At 64.1% G+C, this 25848-nt stretch carries 25 protein-coding genes; 14 read left to right on the top strand and 11 right to left on the bottom strand.

Annotation, left to right across the window (positions count from 1 at the left end):
• Positions 1–114: 114 nt before the first annotated feature.
• The gene (locus WDB71_RS15385; RefSeq protein WP_341502483.1) at positions 115–738 is read right to left on the bottom strand and encodes a c-type cytochrome; all 624 of its coding nucleotides are present in this window, start codon (positions 736–738) and stop codon (positions 115–117) included.
• Positions 739–909: 171 nt separating this feature from the next.
• Here WDB71_RS15385 and yihA point away from each other — a divergent pair, with 171 nt between their 5' ends.
• Positions 910–1560 carry a ribosome biogenesis GTP-binding protein YihA/YsxC gene (yihA, locus tag WDB71_RS15380; protein WP_341502482.1) on the top strand — a complete coding sequence of 217 codons (651 nt, stop codon included), beginning with the start codon at positions 910–912 and terminating at the stop codon, positions 1558–1560.
• A 491-nt stretch (positions 1561–2051) separates the two neighbouring features.
• Here the strand turns inward: yihA and polA are convergent, their stop codons facing one another.
• Positions 2052–4811 carry a DNA polymerase I gene (polA, locus tag WDB71_RS15375; protein ID WP_341502481.1) on the bottom strand — a complete coding sequence of 920 codons (2760 nt, stop codon included), beginning with the start codon at positions 4809–4811 and terminating at the stop codon, positions 2052–2054.
• A 391-nt stretch (positions 4812–5202) separates the two neighbouring features.
• On the opposite strand from polA, the gene elbB reads away from it, so the two are divergent.
• The 8 genes from elbB (at position 5203) to WDB71_RS15335 (ending at position 13921) form a co-directional block, all read left to right on the top strand.
• Entirely contained in the window at positions 5203–5853 is a 651-nt protein-coding gene (gene elbB / locus WDB71_RS15370) for an isoprenoid biosynthesis glyoxalase ElbB (protein WP_341502480.1), read from the top strand.
• Between the two features lie 165 nt (positions 5854–6018).
• Positions 6019–6747, top strand: a complete 729-nt coding sequence (locus WDB71_RS15365) for a helix-turn-helix transcriptional regulator (protein ID WP_341502479.1) — start codon at positions 6019–6021, stop codon at positions 6745–6747.
• 110 nt (positions 6748–6857) lie between these two features.
• A complete protein-coding gene (locus WDB71_RS15360) occupies positions 6858–7292 on the top strand; it encodes a putative zinc-binding protein (protein ID WP_341502478.1) in 435 nt (144 codons plus the stop codon).
• Between the two features lie 285 nt (positions 7293–7577).
• On the top strand, positions 7578–8765 hold the full coding sequence (locus WDB71_RS15355; protein ID WP_341502477.1) for an alginate export family protein: 1188 nt from the start codon (positions 7578–7580) through the stop codon (positions 8763–8765).
• A 77-nt stretch (positions 8766–8842) separates the two neighbouring features.
• A complete protein-coding gene (locus WDB71_RS15350; RefSeq protein WP_341502476.1) occupies positions 8843–9289 on the top strand; it encodes a hypothetical protein in 447 nt (148 codons plus the stop codon).
• Positions 9290–9385: 96 nt separating this feature from the next.
• Positions 9386–11995: a diguanylate cyclase gene (locus WDB71_RS15345; RefSeq protein WP_341502475.1), complete on the top strand. Its 2610-nt coding sequence runs from the start codon at positions 9386–9388 to the stop codon at positions 11993–11995.
• 498 nt (positions 11996–12493) lie between these two features.
• Complete coding sequence (locus WDB71_RS15340; RefSeq protein ID WP_341502474.1) at positions 12494–12742, top strand: hypothetical protein; 249 nt, start codon at positions 12494–12496, stop codon at positions 12740–12742.
• 216 nt (positions 12743–12958) lie between these two features.
• Positions 12959–13921 carry a calcium/sodium antiporter gene (locus WDB71_RS15335; RefSeq protein WP_341502473.1) on the top strand — a complete coding sequence of 321 codons (963 nt, stop codon included), beginning with the start codon at positions 12959–12961 and terminating at the stop codon, positions 13919–13921.
• A 50-nt stretch (positions 13922–13971) separates the two neighbouring features.
• Here the strand turns inward: WDB71_RS15335 and WDB71_RS15330 are convergent, their stop codons facing one another.
• The 3 genes from WDB71_RS15330 to WDB71_RS15320 form a co-directional block, all read right to left on the bottom strand.
• The gene (locus tag WDB71_RS15330) at positions 13972–14406 is read right to left on the bottom strand and encodes a DUF3465 domain-containing protein (RefSeq protein WP_341502472.1); all 435 of its coding nucleotides are present in this window, start codon (positions 14404–14406) and stop codon (positions 13972–13974) included.
• Positions 14407–14522: 116 nt separating this feature from the next.
• Positions 14523–14933: a hypothetical protein gene (locus WDB71_RS15325; RefSeq protein ID WP_341502471.1), complete on the bottom strand. Its 411-nt coding sequence runs from the start codon at positions 14931–14933 to the stop codon at positions 14523–14525.
• 173 nt (positions 14934–15106) lie between these two features.
• On the bottom strand, positions 15107–15532 hold the full coding sequence (locus tag WDB71_RS15320) for a hemerythrin domain-containing protein (RefSeq protein WP_341502470.1): 426 nt from the start codon (positions 15530–15532) through the stop codon (positions 15107–15109).
• Positions 15533–15718: 186 nt separating this feature from the next.
• Here WDB71_RS15320 and WDB71_RS15315 point away from each other — a divergent pair, with 186 nt between their 5' ends.
• Genes WDB71_RS15315 through WDB71_RS15305 form a run of 3 tightly spaced genes read left to right on the top strand, consistent with a single transcriptional unit; the run spans position 15719 to position 17330 of the window.
• Complete coding sequence (locus tag WDB71_RS15315; RefSeq protein WP_341502469.1) at positions 15719–16645, top strand: zinc dependent phospholipase C family protein; 927 nt, start codon at positions 15719–15721, stop codon at positions 16643–16645.
• A complete protein-coding gene (locus tag WDB71_RS15310; RefSeq protein WP_341502468.1) occupies positions 16642–17025 on the top strand; it encodes a hypothetical protein in 384 nt (127 codons plus the stop codon). The genes WDB71_RS15315 and WDB71_RS15310 overlap by 4 nt, the downstream gene beginning before the upstream one ends.
• A gap of 32 nt (positions 17026–17057) precedes the next feature.
• The gene (locus WDB71_RS15305; RefSeq protein ID WP_341502467.1) at positions 17058–17330 is read left to right on the top strand and encodes a hypothetical protein; all 273 of its coding nucleotides are present in this window, start codon (positions 17058–17060) and stop codon (positions 17328–17330) included.
• Here the strand turns inward: WDB71_RS15305 and WDB71_RS15300 are convergent.
• Positions 17327–17875, bottom strand: a complete 549-nt coding sequence (locus tag WDB71_RS15300) for a TetR/AcrR family transcriptional regulator (RefSeq protein ID WP_341502466.1) — start codon at positions 17873–17875, stop codon at positions 17327–17329. The genes WDB71_RS15305 and WDB71_RS15300 overlap by 4 nt on opposite strands.
• A 68-nt stretch (positions 17876–17943) precedes the next feature.
• Between WDB71_RS15300 and WDB71_RS15295 the strand changes: the two genes are divergently transcribed.
• Positions 17944–18552, top strand: coding sequence for a glutathione S-transferase family protein (locus WDB71_RS15295; protein WP_341502465.1), 609 nt, complete (start codon positions 17944–17946; stop codon positions 18550–18552).
• A gap of 197 nt (positions 18553–18749) precedes the next feature.
• Complete coding sequence (locus WDB71_RS15290) at positions 18750–19385, top strand: metalloregulator ArsR/SmtB family transcription factor (protein ID WP_341502464.1); 636 nt, start codon at positions 18750–18752, stop codon at positions 19383–19385.
• A gap of 33 nt (positions 19386–19418) precedes the next feature.
• Here WDB71_RS15290 and WDB71_RS15285 read toward each other — a convergent pair whose 3' ends face one another.
• The 5 genes from WDB71_RS15285 to WDB71_RS15265 all read right to left on the bottom strand — a co-directional run bounded on the left by WDB71_RS15285 (position 19419) and on the right by WDB71_RS15265 (position 25799).
• Positions 19419–20054: a 7-cyano-7-deazaguanine/7-aminomethyl-7-deazaguanine transporter gene (locus WDB71_RS15285; RefSeq protein ID WP_341502463.1), complete on the bottom strand. Its 636-nt coding sequence runs from the start codon at positions 20052–20054 to the stop codon at positions 19419–19421.
• Positions 20055–20154: 100 nt separating this feature from the next.
• Complete coding sequence (locus WDB71_RS15280) at positions 20155–20514, bottom strand: hypothetical protein (RefSeq protein WP_341502462.1); 360 nt, start codon at positions 20512–20514, stop codon at positions 20155–20157.
• Positions 20515–20525: 11 nt separating this feature from the next.
• Positions 20526–20963: a hypothetical protein gene (locus WDB71_RS15275; RefSeq protein WP_341502461.1), complete on the bottom strand. Its 438-nt coding sequence runs from the start codon at positions 20961–20963 to the stop codon at positions 20526–20528.
• The gene (locus tag WDB71_RS15270) at positions 20938–23361 is read right to left on the bottom strand and encodes a histidine kinase dimerization/phosphoacceptor domain -containing protein (protein ID WP_341502460.1); all 2424 of its coding nucleotides are present in this window, start codon (positions 23359–23361) and stop codon (positions 20938–20940) included. The genes WDB71_RS15275 and WDB71_RS15270 overlap by 26 nt, the downstream gene beginning before the upstream one ends.
• Positions 23358–25799 carry an EAL domain-containing protein gene (locus WDB71_RS15265; protein ID WP_341502459.1) on the bottom strand — a complete coding sequence of 814 codons (2442 nt, stop codon included), beginning with the start codon at positions 25797–25799 and terminating at the stop codon, positions 23358–23360. Before WDB71_RS15265 ends, WDB71_RS15270 begins: the two co-directional genes overlap by 4 nt.
• Between the last annotated feature and the right edge of the window lie 49 nt (positions 25800–25848).

Below are 25848 nucleotides of genomic sequence, written 5' to 3'. Positions count from 1 at the left end.
TGGGTGAAGCAAGGCCGTGGTTAATATTTTGTAATGCTTTTGCCAAAAACTCGGTCTGGATCACATTTATCAAAAAAGCGCCCGGGGGCGCCTTTTTGTCTCGACCGAAGCGCCTTAATGCAGGCCGGCCAGGTACTTGGACAGGATGGCGATATCCTCGTCGGTCAGCTTCTTGGCGATGTCGACCATCATGCCGTTCGGGTCGTTGGTACGGGTACCGGAACGGAACTTCTCCAGCTGGCCCTTGATGTACTCGGGGTACTGGCCGGAGATCTTGGGGTACTTGGCCAGGCTGTGGCCTTCGCCGCGGGGGCCGTGGCAGGCGATACAGGCGGTCAGGCCGCGCTCGATGTCACCGCCGCGGTACAGCTTGGCACCTTTCTCGACTACCTCTTCCGGGGTCGCGCCCGGCTTCATGCTCTGGCTGGCGAAGAAGGCGGCCAGATCGGCCATGTCCTGCTCGGACAGCGCCATGGTCATGGGGCTCATGGCGGGGTCGTAACGACCTTCCTTGCCACCGGAGGTCATGCCCAGCTTCAGGTCGATCAGCTGCTTCTCAAGGTAGGAGGCGTGCTGGCCGGCCAGCTTGGGGTACATGGCAATGGCGCTGTTGCCGTCGCCGCCGTGACAAGCAGCACAGGTGGCGGCTTTGGCTTTGCCGGCCTCGGCGTCACCCTGGGCCATGGCGCTGCCTGCAAAGCCGGCCAGGAGAGTCAAAGCGAGTGCGATATTCTTCATGACGATCCAATCTTTTCGTTGAGTGCTCTCACCCGGCATGCAATGTGGCATACGGCGGCCTGCCGGGCATGTTAGAATTCTGCTTGCCGTTCACTGGCCTAAGGCCAGAACCGCCCGATATTTTACACAAAATTTCATCTCTGTCTTTAGTTTCCAGCCTGCGGAGCCCCCATGGTTGACGCCCAAAAGATTGATTTCCGTCAAGCCAAGTTCATTACCTCGGCCCCCGATATCCGTCACCTCCCCAACCATGGCGGTGGCGAAGTGGCCTTTGCCGGCCGTTCCAATGCCGGCAAATCCAGCGCCCTCAATACCCTGACCAACCAGAAGAACCTGGCCCGCACCTCCAAGACCCCGGGGCGCACCCAGTTGATCAACCTGTTCCAGCTGGGCGAACTGGACAGCTACCTGGTGGACTTGCCCGGTTATGGCTTTGCCAAGGTCCCGCTGGAGATGAAGCAGAAGTGGCAGGCCTCCCTGGGGGAATACCTGCAGAAGCGGGACTGCCTGAGGGGGGTGGTGGTGCTGATGGACATCCGTCATCCCTTCAAGGAGATCGACCAGGATCTGATCTACTGGGCGGTGGAATCCAAGCTGCCGGTGCTGGCGCTGCTGACCAAGGCCGACAAGCTCAAGAGCGGCGCCCGCAAGAGCATGCTGCTCAAGTGCCAGGAGGCGGCCATGGCCTTCGGTGGCGATGTCACCGTGTTGGCCTTCTCCTCCCTCAAGGGGCTGGGCGTGGATCAGGTACGCCGCCATCTCGGACAGTGGCTGTCGCCGCCGGCCGAGGAGGCGAACGAGGAGCTGGACGCCGAGGCCTGACGAACGGGCAAAAAAATGCCGGTGACGATGTCACCGGCTTGCAAGAGATTAGCTTATTGGGGGAGAAGCTAACTTTATCAGCAGAAAATCACCACTTGGCCCGAAAGCCTTGGGTATGCAGCACCCCTAGGCTATCAAGTCAGACCAGTGATTTGAAGTATTTACTCTAGAAATTTTGAGTAAAAGCTCAATCTTGTGGCTAAGTGACAGACTGGTAAGGAAATAAAGTTGCGTTGGCGGGACAGGGAAGCCGGCGAGCGGGCAAAAAAAACGCCCCGCCCAATGGGCGGGGCGGCTATATATAAGCCAAATCCACTACGTGAAACAAAAGGTCGATGGAACATCGAGCCTCTGTACCCTACGCCGGCTACTTTACCCAAGGCCGCTGGCAATGGAAAGAACATTTCGTAATAAAGTTTCAGCATTCCTTGCGTGTGACGCATAGAAAAGGCCCCATTCGGGGCCTTTTTTGTAGCTAAGTTACCTTTTTGTCAGTGGGCCTGGTCCCAATTGTCGCCCTGGCCCGGCTCCACCACCAGCGGCACGTCCAGCTCGGCGGCCCCTTCCATCAGGGCGGCCAGCTGCCCGGCGGCCTGGTCGGCGAAGTCCTGGTCCGCCTCGAAGATGAGTTCGTCGTGCACCTGCATCAGCATCTGGATGCGACCCTGGCCCTCACGGGCGATCCAGTCGTCCACGGCGATCATCGCCTTCTTGATGATATCGGCGGCGGTGCCCTGCATGGGAGCGTTGATGGCGGCGCGCTCGGCGGCCTTCTTGCGGCCCTGGTTGCGGGCCTTGATGTCCGGCAGGTGCAGGCGGCGGCCGAACAGGGTTTCCACATAACCCTGCTGCTCGGCCTGCCTGCGGGTGCGCTCCATATAGTCGAGCACGCCCGGGTAGCGGTGGAAGTAGGTGTCCATGTAGCCCTGGGCTTCGCCCCGGCCTATGCCGAGCTGGCGGGCCAGGCCGAAGGCGGACATGCCGTAGATGAGGCCGAAGTTGATGGCCTTGGCCTTGCGCCTGTGGTCGCTGGTGACCTGCTCCAGGTCGATGCCGAACACCTCGGCGGCGGTGGCGGCGTGGATGTCCTTGCCCTCGGCAAAGGCGGTCAGCAGGCCCTGGTCGCCGGACAGGTGGGCCATGATGCGCAGCTCTATCTGGGAATAGTCGGCGGCGATCAGCACCTTGCCCTTGGGGGCGATGAAGGCCTGGCGGATGCGGCGGCCCTCCTCGGTGCGCACCGGGATGTTCTGCAGGTTGGGGTCCGAGGACGACAGCCGACCGGTGGCGGTGACCGCCTGGTGGTAGCTGGTGTGGACCCGGCCGGTCTTGGCGTGGATCAGCTTGGGCAGCTTGTCGGTGTAGGTGGACTTGAGCTTGGCCAGGCTGCGGTATTCCAGGATCACCTTGGGCAGGGGATGGTCCAGGGCCAGCTCCACCAGCACCTCCTCGGCCACGGACGGGGCCCCTGAGGGGGTCTTCTTGAGGGGCTTGATGCCCATCTTGTCGAAGAGGATGGCCTGGAGCTGCTTGGGGCTGCCCAGGTTGAAGGCCTCGCCGGCCAGCTCGTGGGCCTGGGCCTCCAGCTCGGCGATGCGCTGGCCGAGCTCCTCGCTCTGGCGGGCCAGCATGGCCTTGTCGATCAGCACCCCGGTGCGCTCCATGCGCGACAGCACCGGCACCAGCGGCAGCTCGATGTCGCTGAACACCGACTTGAGGCGTGCGTCGGCCTCCAGCTTGGGCCAGAGCACCTGGTGCAGGCGGTAGGTGACGTCGGCATCCTCGGCGGCGTAGACGCCGGCATCCTCGATGCGGATCTGGTCGAAGCTCAGCTGCTTGGCGCCCTTGCCGGCGATGTCCTCGAAGCTGATGGCCTTGTGGCCCAAGTACTTCAGGGACAGGCTGTCCATGTCGTGGCGACCGGCCACGGAATTGAACACATAGCTTTCCAGCATGGTGTCGAAGGCGATGCCCCTGAGTTCGATGCCGTGGTTGGCCAGCACGCTCATGTCGTACTTGAGGTTCTGGCCCACCTTCTTGTGCTTGTCGCTTTCCAGCAGCGGCCTGAAGGCATCCAGCACCAGCTGGCGGTCCAGCTGTTTTTCGTTTTCCATGGGGTCATGGCCGAAGGGGATATAGGCGGCCCTGCCGTCGGCCAGGGCCACCGAAAAGCCCACCAGCTCCGCCAGCATGTAGTCCAGGGAGGTGGTCTCGGTGTCGAAGGCGAACAGCTCCGCCTCGCCCAAGGCCTGGAGCCAGGTGTTCAGGGCATCCTCGTCCAGCACCAGCTCATAGGCGCTGCGGTCCACGGTGCTGGCGGGTTCGTCCTCGTGGCCCTCGGCGGGCACCACGGCCTGCTCGGCGGCGCCGCCTTCCAGCACCTCGGCCAGCCAGCGACGGAATTCCATCTCGCCGTAGAGCCTGACCAGTTCGTCCTTGTTCTCCGGCTGGATGGCCAGGTCGTCATAACACTGGTCCAGCGCCACGTCGGTCTTGATGGTGGCCAGCCAGTAGGACAGTTCGGCCTGCTCGCGGTTGTCCTCCAGCTTCTTGGGCATGGTCTTGCTGCCGCGAAAGCCCAGGGCCGGGATCTCGTCCAGGCGCTGGTAGAGTTCTTCGATGCCGCCAATGCCCTGCAGCAGGGCCAGGGCGGTCTTCTCGCCGACGCCGGGTACGCCGGGGATGTTGTCCACCTTGTCGCCCATCAGGGCCAGGAAGTCGATGATCAGCTCCGGGCCTATGCCGAACTTGTCGTTGACGCCGGCGGGATCCAGCACTGTGTCGGTCATGGTGTTGATCAACGTGACCTTGTCGCTGACCAGCTGGGCCATGTCCTTGTCGCCGGTGGAGATCAGCACGTGGCGGCCGGCCTCGGCGTGCTTCTTGGCCAGGGTGCCGATGACGTCGTCGGCCTCGACCCCGTCGATGACCAGCATCGGCAGGCCCATGGCCTGGATGATGGCGTGCAGGGGGGCGATCTGGCTGCGCAGGTCATCCGGCATCGGCGGCCTGTGGGCCTTGTAGTCGGCGAACTTCTCGTCGCGGAAGGTCTTGCCCTTGGCGTCGAACACCACCGCCATGTGGTCGGGCTTGAACTGGCGCAGCAGGCTCTTGAGCATGTTGACCACGCCATACACGGCCCCGGTGGCCTCCCCCTTGGAGTTGGTCAGGTGGGGCGGCGCATGGTAGGCGCGGTAGAGATAGGAAGAGCCGTCCACCAGGATCAGGGGGTTTTCGGGTATGGCTGTCATGGAAATGTCCGCTGCGATGTGATGGCAAGAGGATGCCATAAGGCGGGATCCTGGGGAACCGCCAAGGGGCGGTGCTGGTCAGGGAGCAATCTGTGGATAACTTTGTTGATTAACAAACAGCACCAAGGGCCGAAACATCTGGCTAATGCTCGGAGCTTGTGTGGTTATGCTTATGAAAACAAAGTGCTTTTTGGTTTTTTTTTGTTTTTGATTTGGCGCTGTGGATAGCCTCTCCTTGACTGTGAATTAACCGTTTCCCTGGTTACAGCTTGAATTGGGGTGAGGCTTCGCAGTCTAGCACCGGTCAAAATTTGGTCAAGGGCATTCTGCGTGGATGACAGTGCTCTGGGTGCTGTCTAAGATGCGGGTACTTGAACAAGGAGGGACTGTGATGAAAAGAGTGGCCGTGATCCTGAGCGGTTGTGGCGTCTTCGACGGCGCCGAGATCCACGAATCCGTGTTGACCCTGCTGGCCCTGGAGAAGGCCGGCGCCCAGTACCAGTGCTTCGCCCCCAATGTCGAACAGATGCACGTGATCAATCACCTGAGCGGCGAGGAGATGGCCGAGCGCCGTAATGTGCTGGTGGAGGCGGCCCGCATCGCCCGTGGCAACATCAAGGACGTGCGCGAACTGGAGGTGGCCGATTTCGACGCCCTGATCCTGCCCGGTGGCTTCGGCGCCGCCAAGAACCTCTGCGACTTCGCCGTCAAGGGCGCCGACTGCAGTGTGCAGCCGGACGTGGAGGCCGCCTGCCGGGCCTTTGCCGAGGCCCGCAAGCCGGCCGGCTACATCTGCATCTCCCCGGCCATGATCCCGCGCATCTACGGTCCCGGCGCCAGGGGCACCATAGGTACGGATGCCGACACCGCCCAGGCCTTCGAGGCCATGGGCGGCGAGCACCTGTCCTGCCCGGTGGACGAGTTCCGCATCGACGAACAGCGCAAGGTGGTGTCCACCCCCGCCTACATGCTGGCCGGCTCCATCCTGGAGGCCCAGTCCGGCATCGACAAGCTGGTGGCCGAGGTGCTGCGCCTGGCCTGAAGCCCGGCTCGGCGCAGGGGCGGGCATGGCCCGCCCCTTTTGTCTCCGGCGCCCGGGCTTGGAGCCTAAATGATTGAATAGTCATGGCTATTCATTGATATTCAGATTCCTATTCCTGCCGGAATTGCCAAGACTGGGGGCGATTTCACACCAAGGAGAAGGAAGATGAGCCTAGGCAACGCCATCAAGTCACTGCGCCAGGAGCAGCAGCTCAGCCAACCCGAGTTCGCCCGCCTGGCAGGCATAGAACAGAGCTACCTATCCAAGCTGGAGAACGACAAGTCGACGCCGTCCGGCGAGATCTTTGCCCGCATCCTCGGTGCCCTCAACCTCACCACCGAGCAGTTCATGGCCAGGGCCGGCGAGGACGTCGACCTGGGCCAGCTGCAGCAGGTCGAGCAGACCCGCAGCTACCTGTACCAGGCCAGGCTGGAGCTGCAGCGCCGACGCCACCGCCTGCAACTGCTGGCCATCGCCCTGATCGCCTTTGGCGCCGCCCTGTTCTACTGCGCCTACACGGCCGCGCTTTTTCCGGAGCGGCAATATGTCTATGAGTCCCTGGGGGTGATCAAGGACGGCGAGCCGGATGAGATCTACGGTCGCTGGTCCGAGCTGGTGCCGACTTCGGCGGGGCAGGCCGGACGGGATCAGAAGCGCATGGAAATGGCGTCCCGGCGCAATGTGGTGTACCGCTACAGCCATGAGAACCTGGGGCTGAAATTCGTCGAGCCGGCCGAGGGTGGCAGGCGCGTCTTCCACTACGACACCCTGGATCGCGTCCCCAGGACCCTCAACGGCATCCTGTCCTTTGTGGCCATCTTCTGTGGCGTGGCCGGCCTGTTATTGCTGCTGTCGCGGCCACTGGGGCCTGGCCGTGGCAGGCCGTCGGCCTGAGGGGATACCCCCATTGAACCGGGGCGGGGCGGACAATACTTGACCTGCGTCAAGGGGCTTTCGGGCCGTGCCGCTAGTCTGGTGCCATGGTTCATTCACGCGATACGCCCATGTCAGACAGCAAACCCCTGGTCTATTCCTGCTCCGGCTGCTCCAATGTCGCCCAGCTGGCCAACGAGCTGGCGGTGACCCTGGACCGCCAGGGTCTGGCCCAGATGTCCTGCATCGCCGGCGTGGGCGGCAACGTCAGGTCGCTGGTGCGCACCGCCCAGTCCGGCCGGCCCATCCTGGCCATCGACGGCTGCCCCCTGAACTGCGTCAGGGCCTGCCTGGCCAACCACGGGGTGGAGCCTGACCAGCATGTCCAGCTCAATGACCTGGGATTGAAGAAACGGGACGGGGAATCCTGCACCCTGGAAGACAGCTTCATGGCCCTGGCCCATGTCCAGGCGCTGATCGAGGTCCACTTCAGCGACGGCACACCGGGCAGTGCGGATCCGGCGCCAGCCGGAAGTAGCGAAAGTCCGGCCCCAGGCCGTCCATGAGCAGCAGCCGGCCGGGCAGCTCGCTGGCCATGCCCAGCAGCCATTTCATGGCCTGCAGGCAACCCACCAGGCCCACCATGGGCCCCAGCACACCCGAGGTGACGCAGCTGTTCGGCTCCTGTTCTGGGCCCCCAGCATGGCGCCCTGGTGGCCGGGCCGCAATGCCCCCTTGGGGGTAGGGGGCTTGCGCAGGGGATAGGATGGTCAAAAGTTGATTGATCTCAAGGCGATGACATTAATGTGACAGCACCCTGTGGGCAGTATTCCTACCCGCGAGGCAACGTCATGACAGCCCGAAACACCGCTTTGGCCCTCTCTGCACTCAGCCTGTCCCTGCTGGCCGCCCAGGCCCAGGCCGCCGACTCCCTGACCCAGGCCCTGACCGAGGCCGACCTCAAGCTCAACTTCCGTTACCGCCTGGAGGCGGTGGATCAGGACGGCAAGCCGGAGGACGCCCTGGCCTCCACCCTGAGATCCCGCATCACCGTCCAGACCGGCGACTGGCAGGGCTTGAGCGCCCTGGCCGAGGTGGACAACGTCAGCCTGATCGGCAACGACAGCTACAATTCCACCGCCAACGGCAAGGCCGACTACCCGGTGGTGGCCGATCCCAAGGGCACCGACCTCAACCAGGCGGCGCTGAAGTACAGTTGGGCCAAGGACGGCAGCGTCACCGTCGGCCGCCAGCGCATCAACCACAACGACCAGCGCTTCCTGGGCGGGGTGGGCTGGCGCCAGAACGAGCAGACCTACGACGGCTACCGGCTGCAGACCGCCCTGGTCGACGGCCTGCACCTGGACTACAGCTACCTCCATAACGTCAACCGCATCTTCGGCCCGGACGGCGCCAAGGCGGATCTGCACGGCGCTATCCAGGCCCTGAACCTGACTTACAGCGCCGGCAACCACAGCCTGGCCCTGTTCGGCTACGACCTGGACTTCGACACCGCCGCGGCCCTGTCCAGCCGCACCCTGGGCCTGCGTTACCAGGGCAAGGCCGACCGGCTGTCCTGGGTGTTGAGCTACGCCCGCCAGAGCGACAGTGGTGACAACAGCGCCGACTATGACGCCGACTACTGGCTGGCGGAGCTGAACTGGGCCCTGGGCGCCGTCACCCTGGGCGTAGGTTACGAGCTGCTGGGCAGCGACAACGGCCAGGCCTTCGCCACCCCCCTGGCGACCCTGCACAAGTTCCAGGGCTTCGCCGACCAGTTCCTGGCCACCCCGGCCACCGGCATCCAGGACGCCTATGTGAAGGCCTCCGGCAGCCTGGCCGGCGGCAACTGGCTGCTGGCCATCCACGACTTCAGCGCCGATGTGGGCGGTGCCGACTACGGCCAGGAGCTGGACGCCCAGTTCGCCTACCCGGTCAACAAGCATGTCAAGGTGCTGGCCAAGTACGCCCACTACAACGCCGACGACCTGGCCACGGACACCGACAAGCTGTGGCTGATGGCGGTGGCCAGCTTCTGACTACCCCCAAACTACCCCCTTGGATGTATAGGCCCGGCAGCGGGCCTTTCTTACGCTAGGGTCAGGGCCCGGCGAAGTTGGTTACCTGGGTGCGGAGCTCGGCCAGGGTCAACGTCGTGCTGCTGCGGGGCTTCAACGGCCACGACCTGGCCAGCGACTTCAACTGGCTCCGGGAAACGCCGCTGACCCTGCGCCTCATCGAACTGATGCAGACCGGCGACAACGGCGCCTATTTCGCCCGCCACCACCAGTGCGGTGGCGCGAGCCGCGACCGCCTGATCCGCCCGGTGGGCGGCCGGATCGCCGACAAGGTGGGCGGTGCCCTGGTCACCCGATCGGCTCCCTGGAGACCTCCACCCTGTGTGGCCTACTACCTGAAGCAGGCCGGCCCGGTGCTGGGCTGGACCAGTGCCGTGGCCGCCTACATTCCCAAGGTGATCGGCTTCGCGGTCTTCTACGGCGTCTGCGTGTTCGTGAACTGGTGGTTCTACCTGCGCAAGGACGGCGAGCACTACAACCCCTGAGGGGCAAGGCAAGAGGGCAGCCTGGCTGCCCTTTTTTCGTTTTCATGCTAGTTTGGCCAGTAAGCCACTTTGTTTTCGTTCAAGGTCCTGCAAGCAATGGAGCTGCCGATCAAGAGCTATCCCCTGCGTGTTGCACTCATCGCCATTGCCTACCTGCTGTTCGCCTGGCTGGGACTGAAGCTGGCGGTGCCGCCCGGCTATGCCACCCCCATCTGGCCCGGCAGCGGCATCGCCCTGGCCGCCCTGCTGCTGTGGGGCCGGCGCTACTGGCCCGGTGCCTTCCTGGGCTCCTTCCTGACCAATGCCGTGCTCACCGGCGATCCGGACGCGCTGTTTGCTTCCGCCCAGGCCTGGTTGCTGCCGCTGGGCATAGGTACGGGCGCCGCCCTCCAGGCCCTGGCCGGGGCCTGGCTGATCCGGCGTTTCAGCCCCGGGCCCTGGCGCCTGGACAGCCCCAGGCAGATCGCCCTGGTGACCCTGCTTGGCGGCCCCCTGGCCTGCGTGCTGGCCGCCTCCATGGGCCACCTGTCGCTGCTGGCGGCCGGCGCCATTCCCATGGTGGCGGTGCCGCTGAGCTGGCTGACCTGGTGGGTGGGCGACGTGATCGGCGTCTTCCTGGCCACGCCGCTGCTGCTGATCCTGGCCCAGGGCCGCTCGGATCTGGGCCGGGCCGGCAAGGTCGGCGGCACCATGGCGGTGCTGATGCTGGTGCTGGTGCTGGGGGTGGAACAGATCCGCAACTGGCAGGAACAGCGGGTGCGCCTGGAGCTGGACAGCCAGAGCCACCAGCTGACGGTGGCGATCCGCGCCGGCATGGATCAATACCTGCAGGCGCTGCTGACCCTGGAGCAGCTGTTCAACGCCTCAGAGGAAGTGACCCGGGCCGAGTTCTCCCAGTTCAGCCGGCCCCTGCTGGCCGCCCTGCCGGGCATCAAGGCCCTGGAGTGGGTGCCCAGGGTGGAGCACGGCGACAGGGCCGCCTTCGAGGCCAGGGCCAGCGCCGAGCTGGGCCGTGAGTTCGTGTTCACCACCCCGGGCCCGGACGGCAAGCTGGTGCCGGCGCCCAGGGCCACCGTCTACTACCCGGTCTACTACCTGGAGCCCCTGGACGGCAACGAAGTGGTGCTGGGCCTGGCCCCCAGCGACCACCGCCAGCGGGAGGCGGCCATCGCCGCCGCCATACTGCGCCAGGATGCGGCCATCTCCGACGCCATCGACCTGACCCAGGGCGGTCGCGGCTTCCTGCTGTTCAGGCCGGTGCTGGGGGAGGACGGCAACCTGATGGGGCTGGTGCTGGCGGTGCTGGAAGGCCGGGCCATCTTCCATAACGCCGGCGAGATTTTCAACAACAAGCCGCTCAGCCTCACCGCCAGGGACAGGGACTCCGGGACCCTGTTCTACCAGCAGGGCTCGGCGGTGCTGCGGGAAAACGGCTGGACCCCGCAGCTGAGCCAGGGGCTGAGGGCCACCGAGAGCATCCAAGTGGGCGGACGCAGCTGGCAGCTGGAGTTCGTGATCCCGGAGGTTTATGTGCTGTCCCAGGCCAATTCCGGGATCTGGCTGACCCTGGTGGGCGGCCTGCTGATGACCGGCATCGTCGGCGCCATAGTGCTGATTTCCACCGGCCAGGCCCAGGCCATCAGCAAGGAGGTGGAGCAGCGCACCGAGCAGCTGCGCATCGCCAACGAGGAGATCCAGGAGCGGGAGCGCTTCTTGGATTCGGTGCTGGAAAACCTGCCGCTGATGTTGTTCGTCAAGGATGCCAAGACGTTGAGGTTCGTGCGCATCAACAAGGCCGCCGAGGAGATCATAGGGGCGCCCAGGGAGCTGATGCTGGGCAAGGCCGATTCCGACATCTTCCCGGAGCGGGACGCCGCCTACTTCATGGGCAAGGACATGCAGGTGCTCAACGACGGCCAGCTGGTCTACATCGACAAGGAGTCGCTGCAGACCGACAGGGGCCAGCGCTGGCTGAGGACCCGCAAGCTGCCGCTGCTGGACAAGCACGGCCAGCCCCAGTACCTGCTCAGCCTGTCCGAGGACATCACCGAGCTGCTGGCACGGGAAGAGCAGATCCACGAGCTCAACGAGGCCCTGTCCGAGCGCAACCGCGAGCTGGCCCGGGCCAACGAAAAGCTGCAGAACCTGTCCCGCAGCGACGCCCTGACCCAGCTGGCCAACCGCCGCGTCTTCGACGAGGAGCTGGCCGAGGAATGGCAGCGCTGCCGCCGCCAGGATCTGAGCCTGGCGGTGATGATGGTGGACATCGACTACTTCAAGCGCTTCAACGACGCCGCCGGCCACCTGCAGGGGGATCTCTGCCTGCAGCAGGTGGCCCATGTGCTGATGTCGGCGGTGCGCCGGGCCGGCGATCTGGTGGCCCGTTACGGCGGCGAGGAATTCGCCCTGGTGCTGCCGGGCAGCGACGTCGAGCAGGCCCAGGGCCTGGCCGAGAAGATCCTGCGCAAGATGCAGCAGGCCGCCATTGCCCACCCGGATTCGCCCCTGGGTGACTGGGTCACCCTGTCCATCGGCATCGCCGCCGCCGTGCCCGGGGAGCAGTTCCCCCAGGAGCTGGTGGCAGAGGCGGACCGGGCCCTGTACCAGGCCAAGAAGCACGGCCGCAACCGCTATGAGCTGGCCGATGACCTGGAGCTGCCCGAGGCGTTCACGGACGCCGACAGCCTGGACTCGGCGGCGCTGTAGCCCTTGCCGGGAAAAGGGAGCCCGCGGGTTCCGTTTTTGTTACTTGTACCCTTGATTCATTCACGGCCCTGTTCGAGTCGTGCTCCTCACGGAGAAAGGCTAACCGGCCACCGCCACGGCTCCAACCGCGCAGTGGCTTTGGCGGCATCCCTGCCGCCAATGGCCTAATGCCTTTCGCCGTTCGGCGACTCTCTACGGGCGGGCTTGGCCGCTGCGCGGCCATTAAATCGGCGTGCGCGACTAAAAATTGACCACTTAAGCTATCTGCTCTAACTTACTGATATAACTTGGCTTTTTGCTGGCCAGCAAGGTTGCTGGCTTTGCATGGGCCATGTACTCAGCGTTAGACGGCAGAAGCTGCATTAATACAATTGAGGGGTAAAACAAGTAATGGAACCTACACATTATGAAGGTAGTTGCCAGTGCGGTGCAGTAGCATATGAAGTTGACGTAGATCTAGGGAATACAATCACTTGCAACTGTTCCAGGTGCCAACGGATGGGATTTGTACTGGCATTTACATCAATGGAAAATTTCCAGTTAAAGTCTGGAGAGGATGAACTTACAGAATATCTCTTTAGTAACAAGGCTATCCGCCATCTTTTCTGTAAAGTCTGCGGTGTCGAGAGTTTCGCCTACGGAAAAATGCCTGATGGGGCCCCGGCGGTAGCAATAAACGTCAATTGCTTGTCTGAAGTAGATCCAAGAGCCCTGGATAGCCAGCATGTCGATGGTAAGAGCTTTTAGCCCCTAAGACGCAATAACCGCAGGGCATTGCGGCGTATTTTTTACTGGTAGAAATGCCCGTCATGTTCCAGCCAGCCGTCGGTATGGCGGCCCTGGGGGCATGGCCTGTTCAGTGGATACCTCGTACCTCGGGGTGGCCGACTATCTTAGCTCTAGGCCTTGAATCGTGACATTCGACAGTAACATCTCAGTAAATATGTGCGGAATTACTAAACCATGCTGAACACGTTGCTTCTACTTTTGGGCATCGCCTTGTTGACCTGTGGAGGTGAGGCATTGATTCGCGGCTCATTGGCGGCGTCAAGGCGGCTAGGTGTATCGCCGTTACTAAGCGGTCTCGTTATCGTGGGCTTTGGCACTTCAGCGCCAGAACTGGTGGTTTCCGTCGATGCCGCAGTAAATGGACGGCCAGACATCGCAATTGGCAACGTGGTTGGCAGCAATATCGGTAATATTCTATTGATTCTCGGTGTTTGTTCCCTGATTACGCCGTTGAAGGTCAAGCCTCTGGCCCTGCGCCGAGACGCTGTCACTGTAGTGGCCGCAAGCATATTATTTCTTCTCTTGGCAGGAGGAAGTGCGCTAGGGCGCGGAGACTCCGTACTCCTATTGTTCGCTCTGGCTGCTTACCTGCTATTGGCTTACTGGAGTGAACAATTGCACACGGCACCTTCGGGCGAACTTCACCAAGCTGAATCGGAAGAACTTTCCGTGGTTCCCAAGTCGGTGTTATGGACTGTAGTTGCAGTTGTGGTCGGCTTACTGTTGTTAGTCAGTGGTTCACAAATCCTGCTGACGGGAGCCGTTGGCATCGCGGAGCACTTTGGGGTGTCCGAGGCCGTTATCGGCTTGACGTTGGTAGCGGTTGGCACATCACTGCCTGAGTTGTCTATTTCGCTGATTGCAGCCATACGGCGGCACGCCGATGTGGCTGTTGGCAACATACTAGGTAGCAATATCTTCAACTTGCTTGGAATTCTGGGAGCATCCGCTCTGCTTCAGCCGCTTCTGGTTCACCCGAGGATCCTGCAGTTTGACCAATGGGTCATGTTGGGGGCGTCTCTGGTGCTGCTGCTGTTCTTGTACACGGGGCGTCGTCTCAGTCGCCTCGAGGGCGGAATACTATTGAGCGGCTATGGTATCTATGCCTGGCTAAGCTTTGCTGTTTTTGGAAGTTGAGCTGACCTCAGATAGTAAGGCAATAACCGCAGGGCATTGCGGCGTATTTTTTACTGGTAGAAATGCCCGTCATGCTTGAGCCAGCCGTCGGTATGGCGGCCCTGGGGGTCATGGTGGGTCCAGTGGATAACGCCGCCCTTGGCATTCCATTCGTATTCGCCGGAAAACGCCACCTTGTCCCCTTCGCGGAGGTTGGGGATGCGGGGGGCCAGGTCGATATTGTGGGCGACCAGCAGGGTCTGGCCGGAGGCCAGGCGCAGGATGAATTTCTGGTGGCGGCTGCCGTCGTTGTCGTCGGGCAGGATGCGGACCACGGTGCCTTCGCCCCGCACCTGCAGGTCGCTGCGCCTGTGCTGGAAGGCGTCGGCCAGCAGCTGGTCATTGGCTGCGGCCTGCTGCGGCGTGGGCCCCCGGAGGACGGGGTTGTGCTGGTAAAAGGCAAAGAGGGCGAGCCCGCAGACGATGGCGATGACAAGCTTTTTCATATCCCTTCCCTGAGCGATGGTCACAAGCGCCGTTGCATTTCAGCACGTTAGCAAGGCCCGTCGGCCTGGGCAATCCAGTCCTGCCGCAGCCATGGCAAGGCAGCTATCCGCTGGACTTAGCCTTCTTCCTGGGCGGCAAATTCCTTCACCCGGCGCAAATAGCGGATCAGCCGGGCTTCTTCCTTGTTGATGGGTTTGTTGCCGATGTAGGTGGATTCCCGCTCGATGGCCTGCTGGGTTTCGATATTTTCCTTGAGCATCGCCAGTTCGGACTCTGACAACTGCGTCCACAGGCCGTGCTTGTCCGGGCCTATTTCGCACTTCCTGGGGATTGATTCCAGGATCAGGATGGAGCCCAGCGAATAGAACCTGTCGTCGTAAACGCACCCCAGCAGCTTGCCCTTGTCAACGACCAGCTCCCAGGGGAAGTCCTTCCTGTCGACATGGATGCCGTCCTTGGTCTTGACGAAAGAGTCTGCCGCCGAGCCAAACGCCGCCAGGCCAAGCATTAACCATCCGAATTTCAACGTCCCTGCTCCTTCACGCTTAGGTCCTTTCACTGGTTGCCTATAGTGCCTGCAACCGGCTTGAGAGCCAACGGGCTAATGGTCGCGCAGCGGCCATTAGCCTTGATGAGCAGTCGAACGCGAGGCCTGGCATGGCCGACAGCCAACGCCGGACATCATCCGGCAGCGATGACTCAATCGGCCCTGGCCCCTTCGATGATCTCATGCACCTGGGTCGGTCCCAGTACCTGGTCGCACATGGGGTAGAGGATCTTCTCCTCCTTGAGGTTGTGCTCGCCGAGCACCTGCTTGAGCTCGTCGATGATCTCAAGCGGGCTCTTGCCGGCGGCGACGGCCTCCACCAGGCTGGCCAGCAGGGCGTGGATCTGCTGGTGCTCCACGCACATCACCGCGGTGGGGCCGCCGTGGTGCATGCCGGTCTGGGTTTCGAAGGCGGGGAACAGCAGCTCTTCTTCCCAGCGGATGTGGCGCTCCAGGCCGGCCTTGAAGGCTTCGGCCAGGGCCAGGCTGTCGTCGTCGTGGGGGTGCTGCTCCAGCTCCTCCAGCAGGGCATCCAGGCGCTGGTGGTCATCCTGGAAGAAGGTGTAGATCTGGCTCATGGGATACCTCTGTCATGGTGTTTATAAAAGGGTATTTCAGGTGCCCTTAGTGGGCCTTAATCCAGGTCAAGGTCCAGGCAGCCAAGATCGCCATGGTGGTAAGGCCTTGTTGGCAGGGGGGGCTTGGTTTATGTTGCGGGGAAGGGCGCCAACCGGCGCCATGGACTCAAGGTAAAGGAGTACCCCATGCCTGGCGCCTACGCCCACCTGACCCTGGTCAACCTGCTCAGGGAGCCGGCCCGCCTGGAGGCCCGGCCCGACTTCCCGCTGGCGGCCATCGCTGCCCTGATGTTCCACTTCAAGTACTGCGAGCTGGGCGCCGTCAGCCCCGATTACCCCTACCTGGCCCTGGAAAACCGGGGCGACGCCTGCCGCTGGGCCGATCTGATGCACTACGAGGACACCGGCGCTGTGATCCACCAGGCGGTGGCGGCGCTGCGGGAGCTGAGCGGCCACGACCAGCAGAAGGGCCTGGCCTGGCTGCTGGGCTACACCGCCCACGTGGTCGCTGACGTGACCATACACCCGGTCATCGAGCGCAAGGTGGGCCCCTACCACGACAACCAGCGCGACCACAGGGTTTGCGAGATGCACCAGGACGCCCACATCTTCCGGCGCCTGCGCCTGGGCGAGATCGGCCTGTCCGAGCACCTGGACTCCGGCATCGGCCGCTGCGGCGCCGGCGAGTTGGATCCGCTCATCGCCGGGCTCTGGTCCCGGGTGCTGGGCCAGGTGCATCCGGGGGAATACCAGCGCAACCCGCCGCAACCGGCCCACTGGCACCGGGACTTCAACCTGGTGGTGGACAACATCGCCGAGGAGGGCAACCGGCTGCTGCCCTTCGCCCGCCACCTGGGGGTTAAGGCCGGCCTCACCTACCCCCGCGGCGACGAGGTGGATGACCAGTACCTCAAGGCCCTCGATACCCCGGCCGGGCCCCTGGACTACGACGCCATCTTCGACCGCGCCCTGGCCAATGTCTGCCGCCATTGGGCGCTGGTGGCGTCGGCGGTGCTGGAAGGGGACGACCGCTATCTGAGTGCCATCGGCAACTGGAACCTGGATACGGGCCGGGATCCGGCCGGCCGCCTGGTGATGTGGGAGGACGCATGAAGAAATGGTTTTGCCTGGCGCTGCTGCTGAGCGGCTGCGCCGGTGCCGATCGCGGCGAGGAGCTGCTGCCCCTGGCCTCGGCCCTGACCAAGCTGTCGGCGGCGGTGGAGGCCCAGGTGCGCTACGGCCAGGCCCCGGCGGATCTGGACGATCAGGCCCTGCTGGCCCTGGCCACCGGCCACGACCCCGGCCTGCTGGCGCCCTTTGCGGGCTATGAGCTCAGGGTGCGCCGCGATAACGGCCACGGCCTGGTGCTGGTCTGCGACGACGGCCGGGCGCTGCTGGAGGATGCCGGCTGCACCGGGCCCCTGGATGCCCAGCGCTGGCACCAGGCCTCGGCCTGTGACTTCAGCCTGGAGCTGGCCGCGATCTGCCGCTGAACTACCCTGTACTGAGGCGCTGAGGAGGCCTTATGTACAAGGTGCTTTTGCTTGGCCTGCTGGCCCTGATGCTGGCGGGCTGCGAGATCAATACCAGGGGCCACCGGGGTGTGCCCCAGGACCCCCATCCCAGGGCCGGACCCGGCCTGAAGATCCCCCCCGGCCAGCTGCCACCCCCCGGCCTGTGCCGGATCTGGTTCCCGGGCCGGCCGCCGGGCCAGCAGCCGCCACCCGGCGATTGCCACCGGCTCAGGCTGGAACTGCCGCCCGGCGCCATCCTGCTGCAGGGCGGCCGCGAGGGCTAGAGCGCCCGCAGCAGCAGTGTCACCTGGGGCGCCAGTTGCTCCCTGTCCAGGCCCTGGCGGGCCAGGGTCGCCATGCCGTGCAGCTGGCTGATCAGCAGCGCCGCCTTTTCCCTGGCCAGATCCACTCCGGCCGCCAGCAGGTTGCGCTCCAGGGCGCCCTGGAGCTGGCCGTAGCGTTTCTTAAGCAGCGCCTGGGCCTCGGCGGGCAGGCTCTGCCACTCGTTGAAGGACAGGGTGGCCAGGCAGCCCCTGCAGTCGGCCTGGGCCAGCACCTGCTCGAAGAAGCGCTCTATGTTGGCCAGGCCCAGGGGCGGCGCGGCCAGCTGCTGGCCGGCCGCCTGTACCCTGGCCAGGTAGCGTTCCAGGGCGGCCTGGAACAGCAGCGCCTTGTCGCCGAATTCGCCGTACAGGGTCTTGCGGTTCAGGCCGGTGGCCTCGGTCAGATCGCTGATGGAGGTGCTGTCGTAGCCCTTGTGCCAGAAGCAGGCCATGGCCTGCTCCAGCACGGCTTCCCGTTGGTAGCTCTTGGGTCTGGCCAAAATCATTCTCTGTGTTTGTAAAACGATCGGTTACATACTATGGTAACCAAGCGGTTACTTAAAGGAGAAATATGATGACCGGACTGTACAGCTTTGCCCCCTTCGACCGATCCTTCCGGGTCCGCTGGCTGCTCAAGGAGCTGGATCTGCCCTTCGACGAGCAGGTGCTCGACTTCCAGGCCGGCGAGCAGCGCCAGGGCCCCTACCTGGCCCTGAACCCCTTCGGCAAGGTGCCGGCCCTGGCCCTGGATGACGAGGCGCTGTTCGAGTCCGGCGCCATCATGATGCGGCTGCTGGAGCGTTTCGATACCGAGGGCAGGCTGCAGGTACGACCCGATCAGGACGGCCGTGACCAGTACCTGAGCCTGTACTTCCATCTCTGCGCCACCCTGGATCCCCTGGTGGTCAGCGAGCTGGTGGTGGGCCGCAAGGCGCGCAGCCAGGAGGAGATCGCCACCAAGCTGGAAGTGATCAAGGCCCAGCTGGCGGCGCTGCGGCCGCGCCTGGCGGCGGGCTCCTACCTGATGGGCGAGCGTTTCACTGTGCTGGATATCCTGCTGGGGCACATGCTGGGCATGCTGGTGGGACTGGGTTGGGTCGATGAGCCGCTGTTCCTGGATTACCTGGCCAGGCTGGCCGAGCGGCCGGCGTCCCAGCTCAAGGCCCTGGACGGGCTGCAATAAAAAACAGCCGGCTCAAGGGCCGGCTTTCTTTCCAACTGGAAGCAATAAGTGAGCAATGTCGTGCGATGCAGCCTGTGCATCAGTGCGTACGATTGGAACGCGACTCAAATAATAACGATTCTCATTAACGCGTCAAGCCTTTTGTCTAAATAAAGTCCAACATTGGTAAATCCTTGGCCCTGGGGCATAATGGGGGCATGCAACAAGCCAGTGCCGACAAGATCCTTTATCTGCTGAAGACCCGTGGCCCCCAGACCGCCCAAGGCCTGGCCGAGCACCTGGGCATGACCTCCATGGGCTCGCGCCAGCACCTGCTGGGCCTGGAAGAAGAAGGCCTGGTGGAGAGCTTCAGCGAAAAACGCAAGGTGGGTCGGCCCTCCCGGGTCTGGCGGTTGTCCGCCGCCGGCCACAGGCGCTTCCCCGATCGCCACGAAGATCTGACCCTGGCCATGCTGGACGGGATCAAGGCGGTGTTCGGCGATCAGGGCCTGGATCAGTTGATCGGCCACCGGGAAGAACGGATGCGCGCCGATTATGGCGCCGCCCTGGCCGCTTGCCCCGACCTGCGGGCCAAGGTGGAAAAGCTGGCACAGATCCGCGCCGGCGAGGGCTATATGGCCGAGGTCCAGGCCCATCCCGACGGCGGCTGGCTGCTGGTGGAGAACCACTGCCCCATCTGCGCCGCCGCCAGCAGCTGCCAGGACTTCTGCCGCTCCGAGCTGGCCCTGTTCGCCCACTGCCTGGGCGAGGATGCCGAGATCAGTCGCCAGGAGCACCTGCTCAGCGGCGCCCGGCGCTGCGTCTACCATATCCGCCCCCGCCGGGGAGCATGAAAAAAGGCCGCTGACGCGGCCTTTTTTGTGCCCTCAGGCCGGCTGCGGCCGGGGGCCCAGCCAATGCACCAGCCGCTTCAGCAGCACCCCGTACAGGGGCAGGAAGAACAACAGGCTGATCACCAGCTTGAAGCCGTAATCCACCAGGGCGATCTCCAGCCAGTGCCTGGCCATGAAGGGATCGTCGCTCCGGTAGAAGGCGGCGGCAAAGAACACCAGGGTGTCCAGCAGGTTGCCGAGCACGGTGGAGGCCATGGGCGCCAGCCACCAGGCACGGGCCCGGCGCAGGCGGTTGAAGATCTGCACGTCGGCCATCTGGCCCAGCACATAGGCCAGGAAGGAGGCGAAGGCGATGCGGGCCACGAACAGGTTCAGCTCGCCGGCCCCGGCCAGGCCGGCGAAGTCGCCGCCCGGGAACAACACCGACAGGCCGTAGCTGATGAACAGCGCCGGTACCATCACCCAGTGGATCACCCGCCGGGCCGGCTCGGCCCCCAGCAGCCGCACCGTCAGGTCGGTGGCCAGGAAGATGAAGGGGAAGGTAAAGGCGCCCCAGGTGGTGTGCAGGCCCAGGAAGGTGAAGGGCAGCTGCACCAGGTAGTTGGAGGCGGCAATCACCAGGATATGGAAGGCGATCAGCCAGCCCAGGCTGCGGGAAAGGTGGTTCATCTTGTACCTTTTTGTTGGTCGGGGTGAGGGAACCCGAAGGAATACGGTCACTTAATCGCCAGCGGCGAGGCGCGTATTGTGCGGATCCGCGCCGGCTGGGTCAAGGCGCCTGGTGGCAGAGCACGCTGAGGTCCCGCTGCAGGGAAATGAGCTGGCGCTTGCCGAACTCGTTGCCGGTGACCTGGCCGCAGTCGCCCTCTATGGTGCGGCCGTCCACCAGGGTGATCCGGTAGCGGTAGGGGCCGTCGGCCTGGTCGGCGTCATGATGGATGCCCAGGGCGCCGCCCGGGGCAATGGCGTCGAAGCTGAGGCGGCTGGACGGCAGCGCCACCAAGGCGCGCTCGATGGCGATGGCGGAGGCGTTCTGCAGCTCCAGCCTGGGCAGCATGGCCAGGTAGCCGCGCCAGGCCAGCCACAGCAGCAGGCCCAGCAGGGCCAGGGTCAGGAAGCCTCTTTTCATGTCGTATCCCCCTAGAGGTTGTTGTCCAGGCGTTGGTGCAGGTAGGCGGCCAGATCGCCGCCCTGCAACACCTTTTCGATCCAGGCTTCGCGCTCGTAGGCCATCAGGCCCAGATCCCAGACGCAGGCGATGAAGTCGTCCGGGCCGGCCGGCAGGAACTGCAAGGGGTTGTCCAGGGCCGAGAGAAACAGCCGGTGGTGGAGTTCGTTGCCGCGCCACCAGTCGATGAAGATGACGTTGCGGCCCTCGCCCTGGTGGATGCCCACAAAGCCGGCCGGCAGCTCGGTTGCGGCCACCCCGGCCAGGGTGGCGTCCAGCAGCCGCCTGGCCTGGAGTTTGAGCTGGTTGTCCAGGGGCTGGTGGGGCAGGTGGATGCCGTAGGCCTTCAGCTGCCAGGCCCCCTTGGCCCAGATGCCAAGGAAATCAACCTGTCGGCTCTGGTACGTCATGGTGTTTGAGTTCCTTGACCATGGGACTGGCGGTGGGCAACGCCGGTACCGGGAAGCGGATGCTGAAGGTGGCGCCACCTTTGTTGCCCCAGTCGAGCCGGCCGTGCAGCTGACTGACCAGGGTGTTGACCAGCTTCAGGCCCAGGGAGGGGGTCCGGGTCGGGCTGAAGTCGTCCGGCAGGCCGGGGCCCGTGTCCCAGATCGTCAGGCAGTAGTCGCCGCCGTCCTGGGTGAAGCGCAGGTGGACCTCCCCTTTTTGGCCATCGGCGAAGGCGTGCTTGTGGCTGTTGGAGATCAGCTCGTTGATGATCAGGCCCAGGGGGATCAGCACGTCCGGCTCGAGCTCCACCCTGAGCACCTGGCTGTGGACCTTGATCTGGCCCTGGCGGCCCAGGGTCAGCTGCAGGTCGTCGATAAGGCTGTTCACATAGGTCTCGGAGTCCACCCTGGACAGCTTCTTGGACTGGTACAGCTTCTCGTGGACCAGGGCCATGGCCCTGACCCGGCAGGCCGCTTCGCCCAGTTTGTCCTTGATGCCGGGATCCTCGGCACTGCGCGATTGCATGCGCAGCAGGCTGGCGATGACCTGCATGTTGTTCTTGACCCTGTGGTAGACCTCCTTGAGCAGCACCTCCTTCTCGTGGAGGCTGGCCTTGATCTGTCGTTCGGCGGCCTTCTTCTCGGACACGTCCCGGACTATGGCCATGACCTGGAAGGCGCCGGCCACCTTAATGGGACTGAGGATCACGTCCACCGGGAAGGTCTTGCCGTTGTGGCGCTGGGCCTTGAGCTCCAGGCCCGAGCCCATGTCCCTGAGCTTGGGATTGGCGGCGAAGCCATGGCGATGGCGGCGGTGGACATCCCTCAGCTTGGCGGGGATCAGCACCTCAACCGGCTGGCCCAGCAGCTCCAGCTGCTCGTAGCCGAACAGGGTTCGGGTACGCCGGTTGGCGTAGCTGATGATGCCATCCTGGTCGACCAGGATCACCGCCTCCGGGGCCATTTCCAGCAGGGTTCGGCTCTGGGATTCGGAGGCAGCCAGCCGGCCGTTGCTGTGCTCCAGCTCCAGGTTGCGCCGCCGCACCAGCAGCAGCAGCCAGAGGGTGCCGGACACCAGGGCAGACAACAGCAGGCCCATGCCCAGGATCAGCCTGGCGCCCTGGTCGCCAGCGGCCAGGGCGGTGCCGGCCTTGGCCTGGACGTGGGCCATCAGCTGCAGCGGGCCCAGCCGCAGGGGCCTGGCGACTGGCTCGGACGGGCCGGGCTGCCAATGGCGGCTCGACTGCAGGAACTGGCCGTCCAGGTACAGGGCCAGGTTGAAGTCCCTGTCTTGTTCCGTCCAGGCCGCCTCCAGCAGGGCGGACAGGGCCAGGCCGGCGTGCAGGCAACCGTCGGGCAGGGGCGTGGTGAAGAGCAGCAGCCCCTGGTGGAGCCTGCGGTCCGGATCGGTACAGGCGGCGGCCGGCAGCGCCTCCCCTTCCTGCCAGGCCAGCCGGCCCTGGCCGTCGCGCCAGGCCAGGGACTGCAGCTCGGGGATATCCGCCAGGTAATGGCGGGCGTCCAATCGCCATTCGCTTTCGGGCGTGCGGCCGCGAACCTGCCAGCGACTGGCCATGCGCAGCAGGGTCTTTTCCACTACGGCCAGGCGCTGGTTGGCCAGGCGTTCCAGGCTTTCGATGCGTTCCTGGCGGAGCCTGGCCTTGTCCAGCCGTTCCAAATGGCCGCTGTTGTACCAGCCCAGCCCGGTCAGGGTCATCATGGCCGCCAATGCCGACAGCGGCAGCATCAGGCGCCGGGCGGCAGCATCGGTGCGGCCGTTGGCCTGGTGCAGCAGGCTGAGGCTGGCCACCATGAAGGCCAGGGCGGTGTGCGGGGCCATGCCGGAGGAGAAGTTGCTGAGTATGCTGTCGCCGCCGAACAGCCGGGCGGCCAGGGTGAAGGCGCAGATCACCGCCACCACTGTGGCCGGGATCCAGCTCAGCAGCCTGAGCCAGCTGGTGCTGCCCAGGCCGGTCAGAGCCAGGGCGCTGAGCAGGAAGGCGATGATGGTGGCCGGGGACATTCGGCCCGGATAGAGGCCCTGCTCCGGCGGGGTCCAGTCCTTGATGAACAGCTCGTCCAGACCCAGGTTGATGACGGCCAGGTACTGCAGGCCGGTGGCCAGGGCCAGCACAAGGAGCAGCGCCAGCGGCAGCCAGAAGCCGGCCGGGGAGCCACTGCGGCTGTCCAGCAGGGCCAGGCCCAGCAGCAGGAAGCCCAGGGCGGTGTTGAAACGCATGGCGCTTTGGCTGTTCAGGGTCACCAGCACCTGGCTCTCCAGGAACCAGCCCAGCATCACCAGGAGCGAGCTCAGCAGCAGTATTGCCGCCGCCCAATGGCCGCAGCGCAGTGGTTTCATGCTTCTCTGATCAGCTCCAGCAGTTGCTCCGATGTCATGGGACGTCCCAGCAGGAAACCCTGGACGTTGTCACAGCCCTGCTCGTGCAGGTGCTGGAGCTGTCCCTGGGTTTCGACCCCTTCGGCGACGATCTTCATGCCCAGCTGCTTGCCCATGGCGATGGTGGCATTGACGATGGCGGCGTCGTTCTGGTCGTGCTCCAGATCCCGTACGAAGGACTGATCGATCTTGAGCACCTGGGGATTGAACAGTTTCAGGTAGGACAGCGAGGAATAGCCGGTGCCGAAGTCGTCCACCGCCACCGACACCCCCAGCTCCCTGAGCTTGGCCAGGGTCTGCAGTGAGGACTCGGTATCGGACAGGGTGTTCTCGGTGATCTCCAGGATCAGGTACTGGCTGCCCAGCTCACTGACGTTGAGGGCCTGCTCCACCTGTGCCACGAAGCTGGCGTCGCGGAACTGCATGGGCGAGACGTTGACCGACAGCAACAGTGGATGGCCGAGGCGGTGCCAACGCTGGACCTCGGTGCAGGCGGCCTGGAGCACCCATTGGCCGATCTCGTGGATCATCTGGGTCTTTTCCGCCAGGGGGATGAACTCGCCCGGCGAGACCACCCTGTCCTTGTAGTTCCAGCGCACCAGGGCCTCCACGCCCACCACCTTCATGGAGGGCAGGGCGGAGATAGGCTGGAATTCCAGGTACAGCTCCTGCCGCGCTATGGCGTGGCGCAGGGCGCTTTCCAGCTTCAGGCGCCGGGTCAGCTTGCTGGTGATTTCCGGGCTGTAGAAGCGGGCCAGGCCGCGTCCTTCCGACTTGGCCATATAGAGGGCGGCGTCGGCGTGCTGGAGCAGCAGATCGGCGTCGACGGCGTCGTCGGGGAAGACGCTGATGCCGATGCTGGCGCCCAGCTGCAGCTCCTGCTTGTCGATGATGAAGGGCTGGCTGAGGCGCTGGATCAGGTTGTCGGCGATGCGCTGGGCGTTTTCCGGCACCCGCAGCTCGGGGATCAGCACCACGAACTCGTCGCCGCCCAGCCTGGCCAGGATGTCGCTGCTGCGGGAGCTGGAACGCATGCGGTGCGCCGCCTCCACCAGCAGCCGGTCGCCGACGGCATGGCCAAGGGAGTCGTTGATGTCCTTGAAATGGTCGAGATCGATGAAGATCAGCGCGAAGTGGCTGGTGTTGATCCCGGCGTTGACGATCATCCGGTTCAGCTCCTTCATCAGCCTGGGCCTGTTCATCAGGCCGGTGAGATCATCGAAGTTGGCCAGGTGGTGCAGCTCCAGCTCGGCCTCCTTGCGCTCGGTGAGGTCGTTGAGCTGGTAGATGAAGTAGCAGGGCTCGGCGTCCTCGCCGAGGATCAGCGAGATGGTGGTCAGCATCCACTTGGGCTTGCCGCCGGCGCCCAGGAAGCGCAGCTCCATCTGTACCGCCGGCACCGAGCCGCCCAGCAGCTGGTGCAGCTTTTCGCGCAGCTTGTCCTTGTCCAGATCCGAGACCAGATCCTGGTTGAGGATCAGCCCCTCGCTGAGTTTCTTGATGTGCAGCAGCGCCATGAAGGCCGGATTCACCTGCATCAGGCGGCCGTCCAGGGTGACCAGGGCCAGGCCCACGGCGGAATGCATGAAGGCCTTCTGGAAGCGCTCCTCGCTGTCCTTGAGGGCGGTTTCCATCAGCAGTCTGGGTTCGGCATCGCGCATGACCAGCACGGCGCCCTTGGTGTGGCGCTGGCTGTCGCGGATCGGCGCGGCGGTGTAGTCCACCCGGCGGCTGAGCTTGCCGGCCGTCATGTGGCCGCCGAAGACGATGGGCAGCACCCTGTCCTGCTGTATGGCCTGAATGGCGGGATGATAGAGGGCCTCGGTATCGGCATGCTCGTTCAGCGAAAAATGTTCTTCCACCTGGGTGCCGATGATGTCGTCGGCCTCCACCTTGAGCATCTGGCAGGCGGTGGGGTTGATGAAGCGGACCCTGCCGTCCTTTTCCACGGCGATGATGCCGTCGTCCACCGCCTTGAGGATGCTGGAGAACCAGGCCTCGGATTCCTGCAGGGCCTTCTCCAGCTCCGCCTTGGTCAGGGCCACCTCGATGGCGGCGCGCAGCTCGTTGGCCTGGTAGGGCTTGGTCAGGTAGCCGTAGGGAGCGGTCTGGGCGGCCCGGGAGACGGTATCGGGGTCGCTGAAGGCGCTGAGGAAGATGATGGGCATCTGGTGGTAGCGCTTGGCCATGGCGGCGGTGCGGATGCCGTCCATGCCGGCGCCGAGGACGATGTCCATCAGCACGATGTCGGGCTTGGTCTTGGCGATGAGTTCCAGGGCCTGCTCGCCGCTGTGGGCCATGCCCACTATGTTGTAACCGAATTCGCTGAGTTGCTCCGACAGATCCATCGCAATGATGGCTTCGTCATCCACGACTAAGATGTTGGCCTTGCTATCCATGGGCTCACCGGGAAGGGTCTTTTTTGTTGGCTCCTTAACTATTTAGTCG

The sequence above is a fragment of the Gallaecimonas sp. GXIMD4217 genome (assembly GCF_038087665.1).
GTDB lineage: Bacteria > Pseudomonadota > Gammaproteobacteria > Enterobacterales > Gallaecimonadaceae > Gallaecimonas.
Note: the sequence above shows the minus strand (reverse complement) of the source record. Positions and strands in the feature narration are given on the sequence as shown.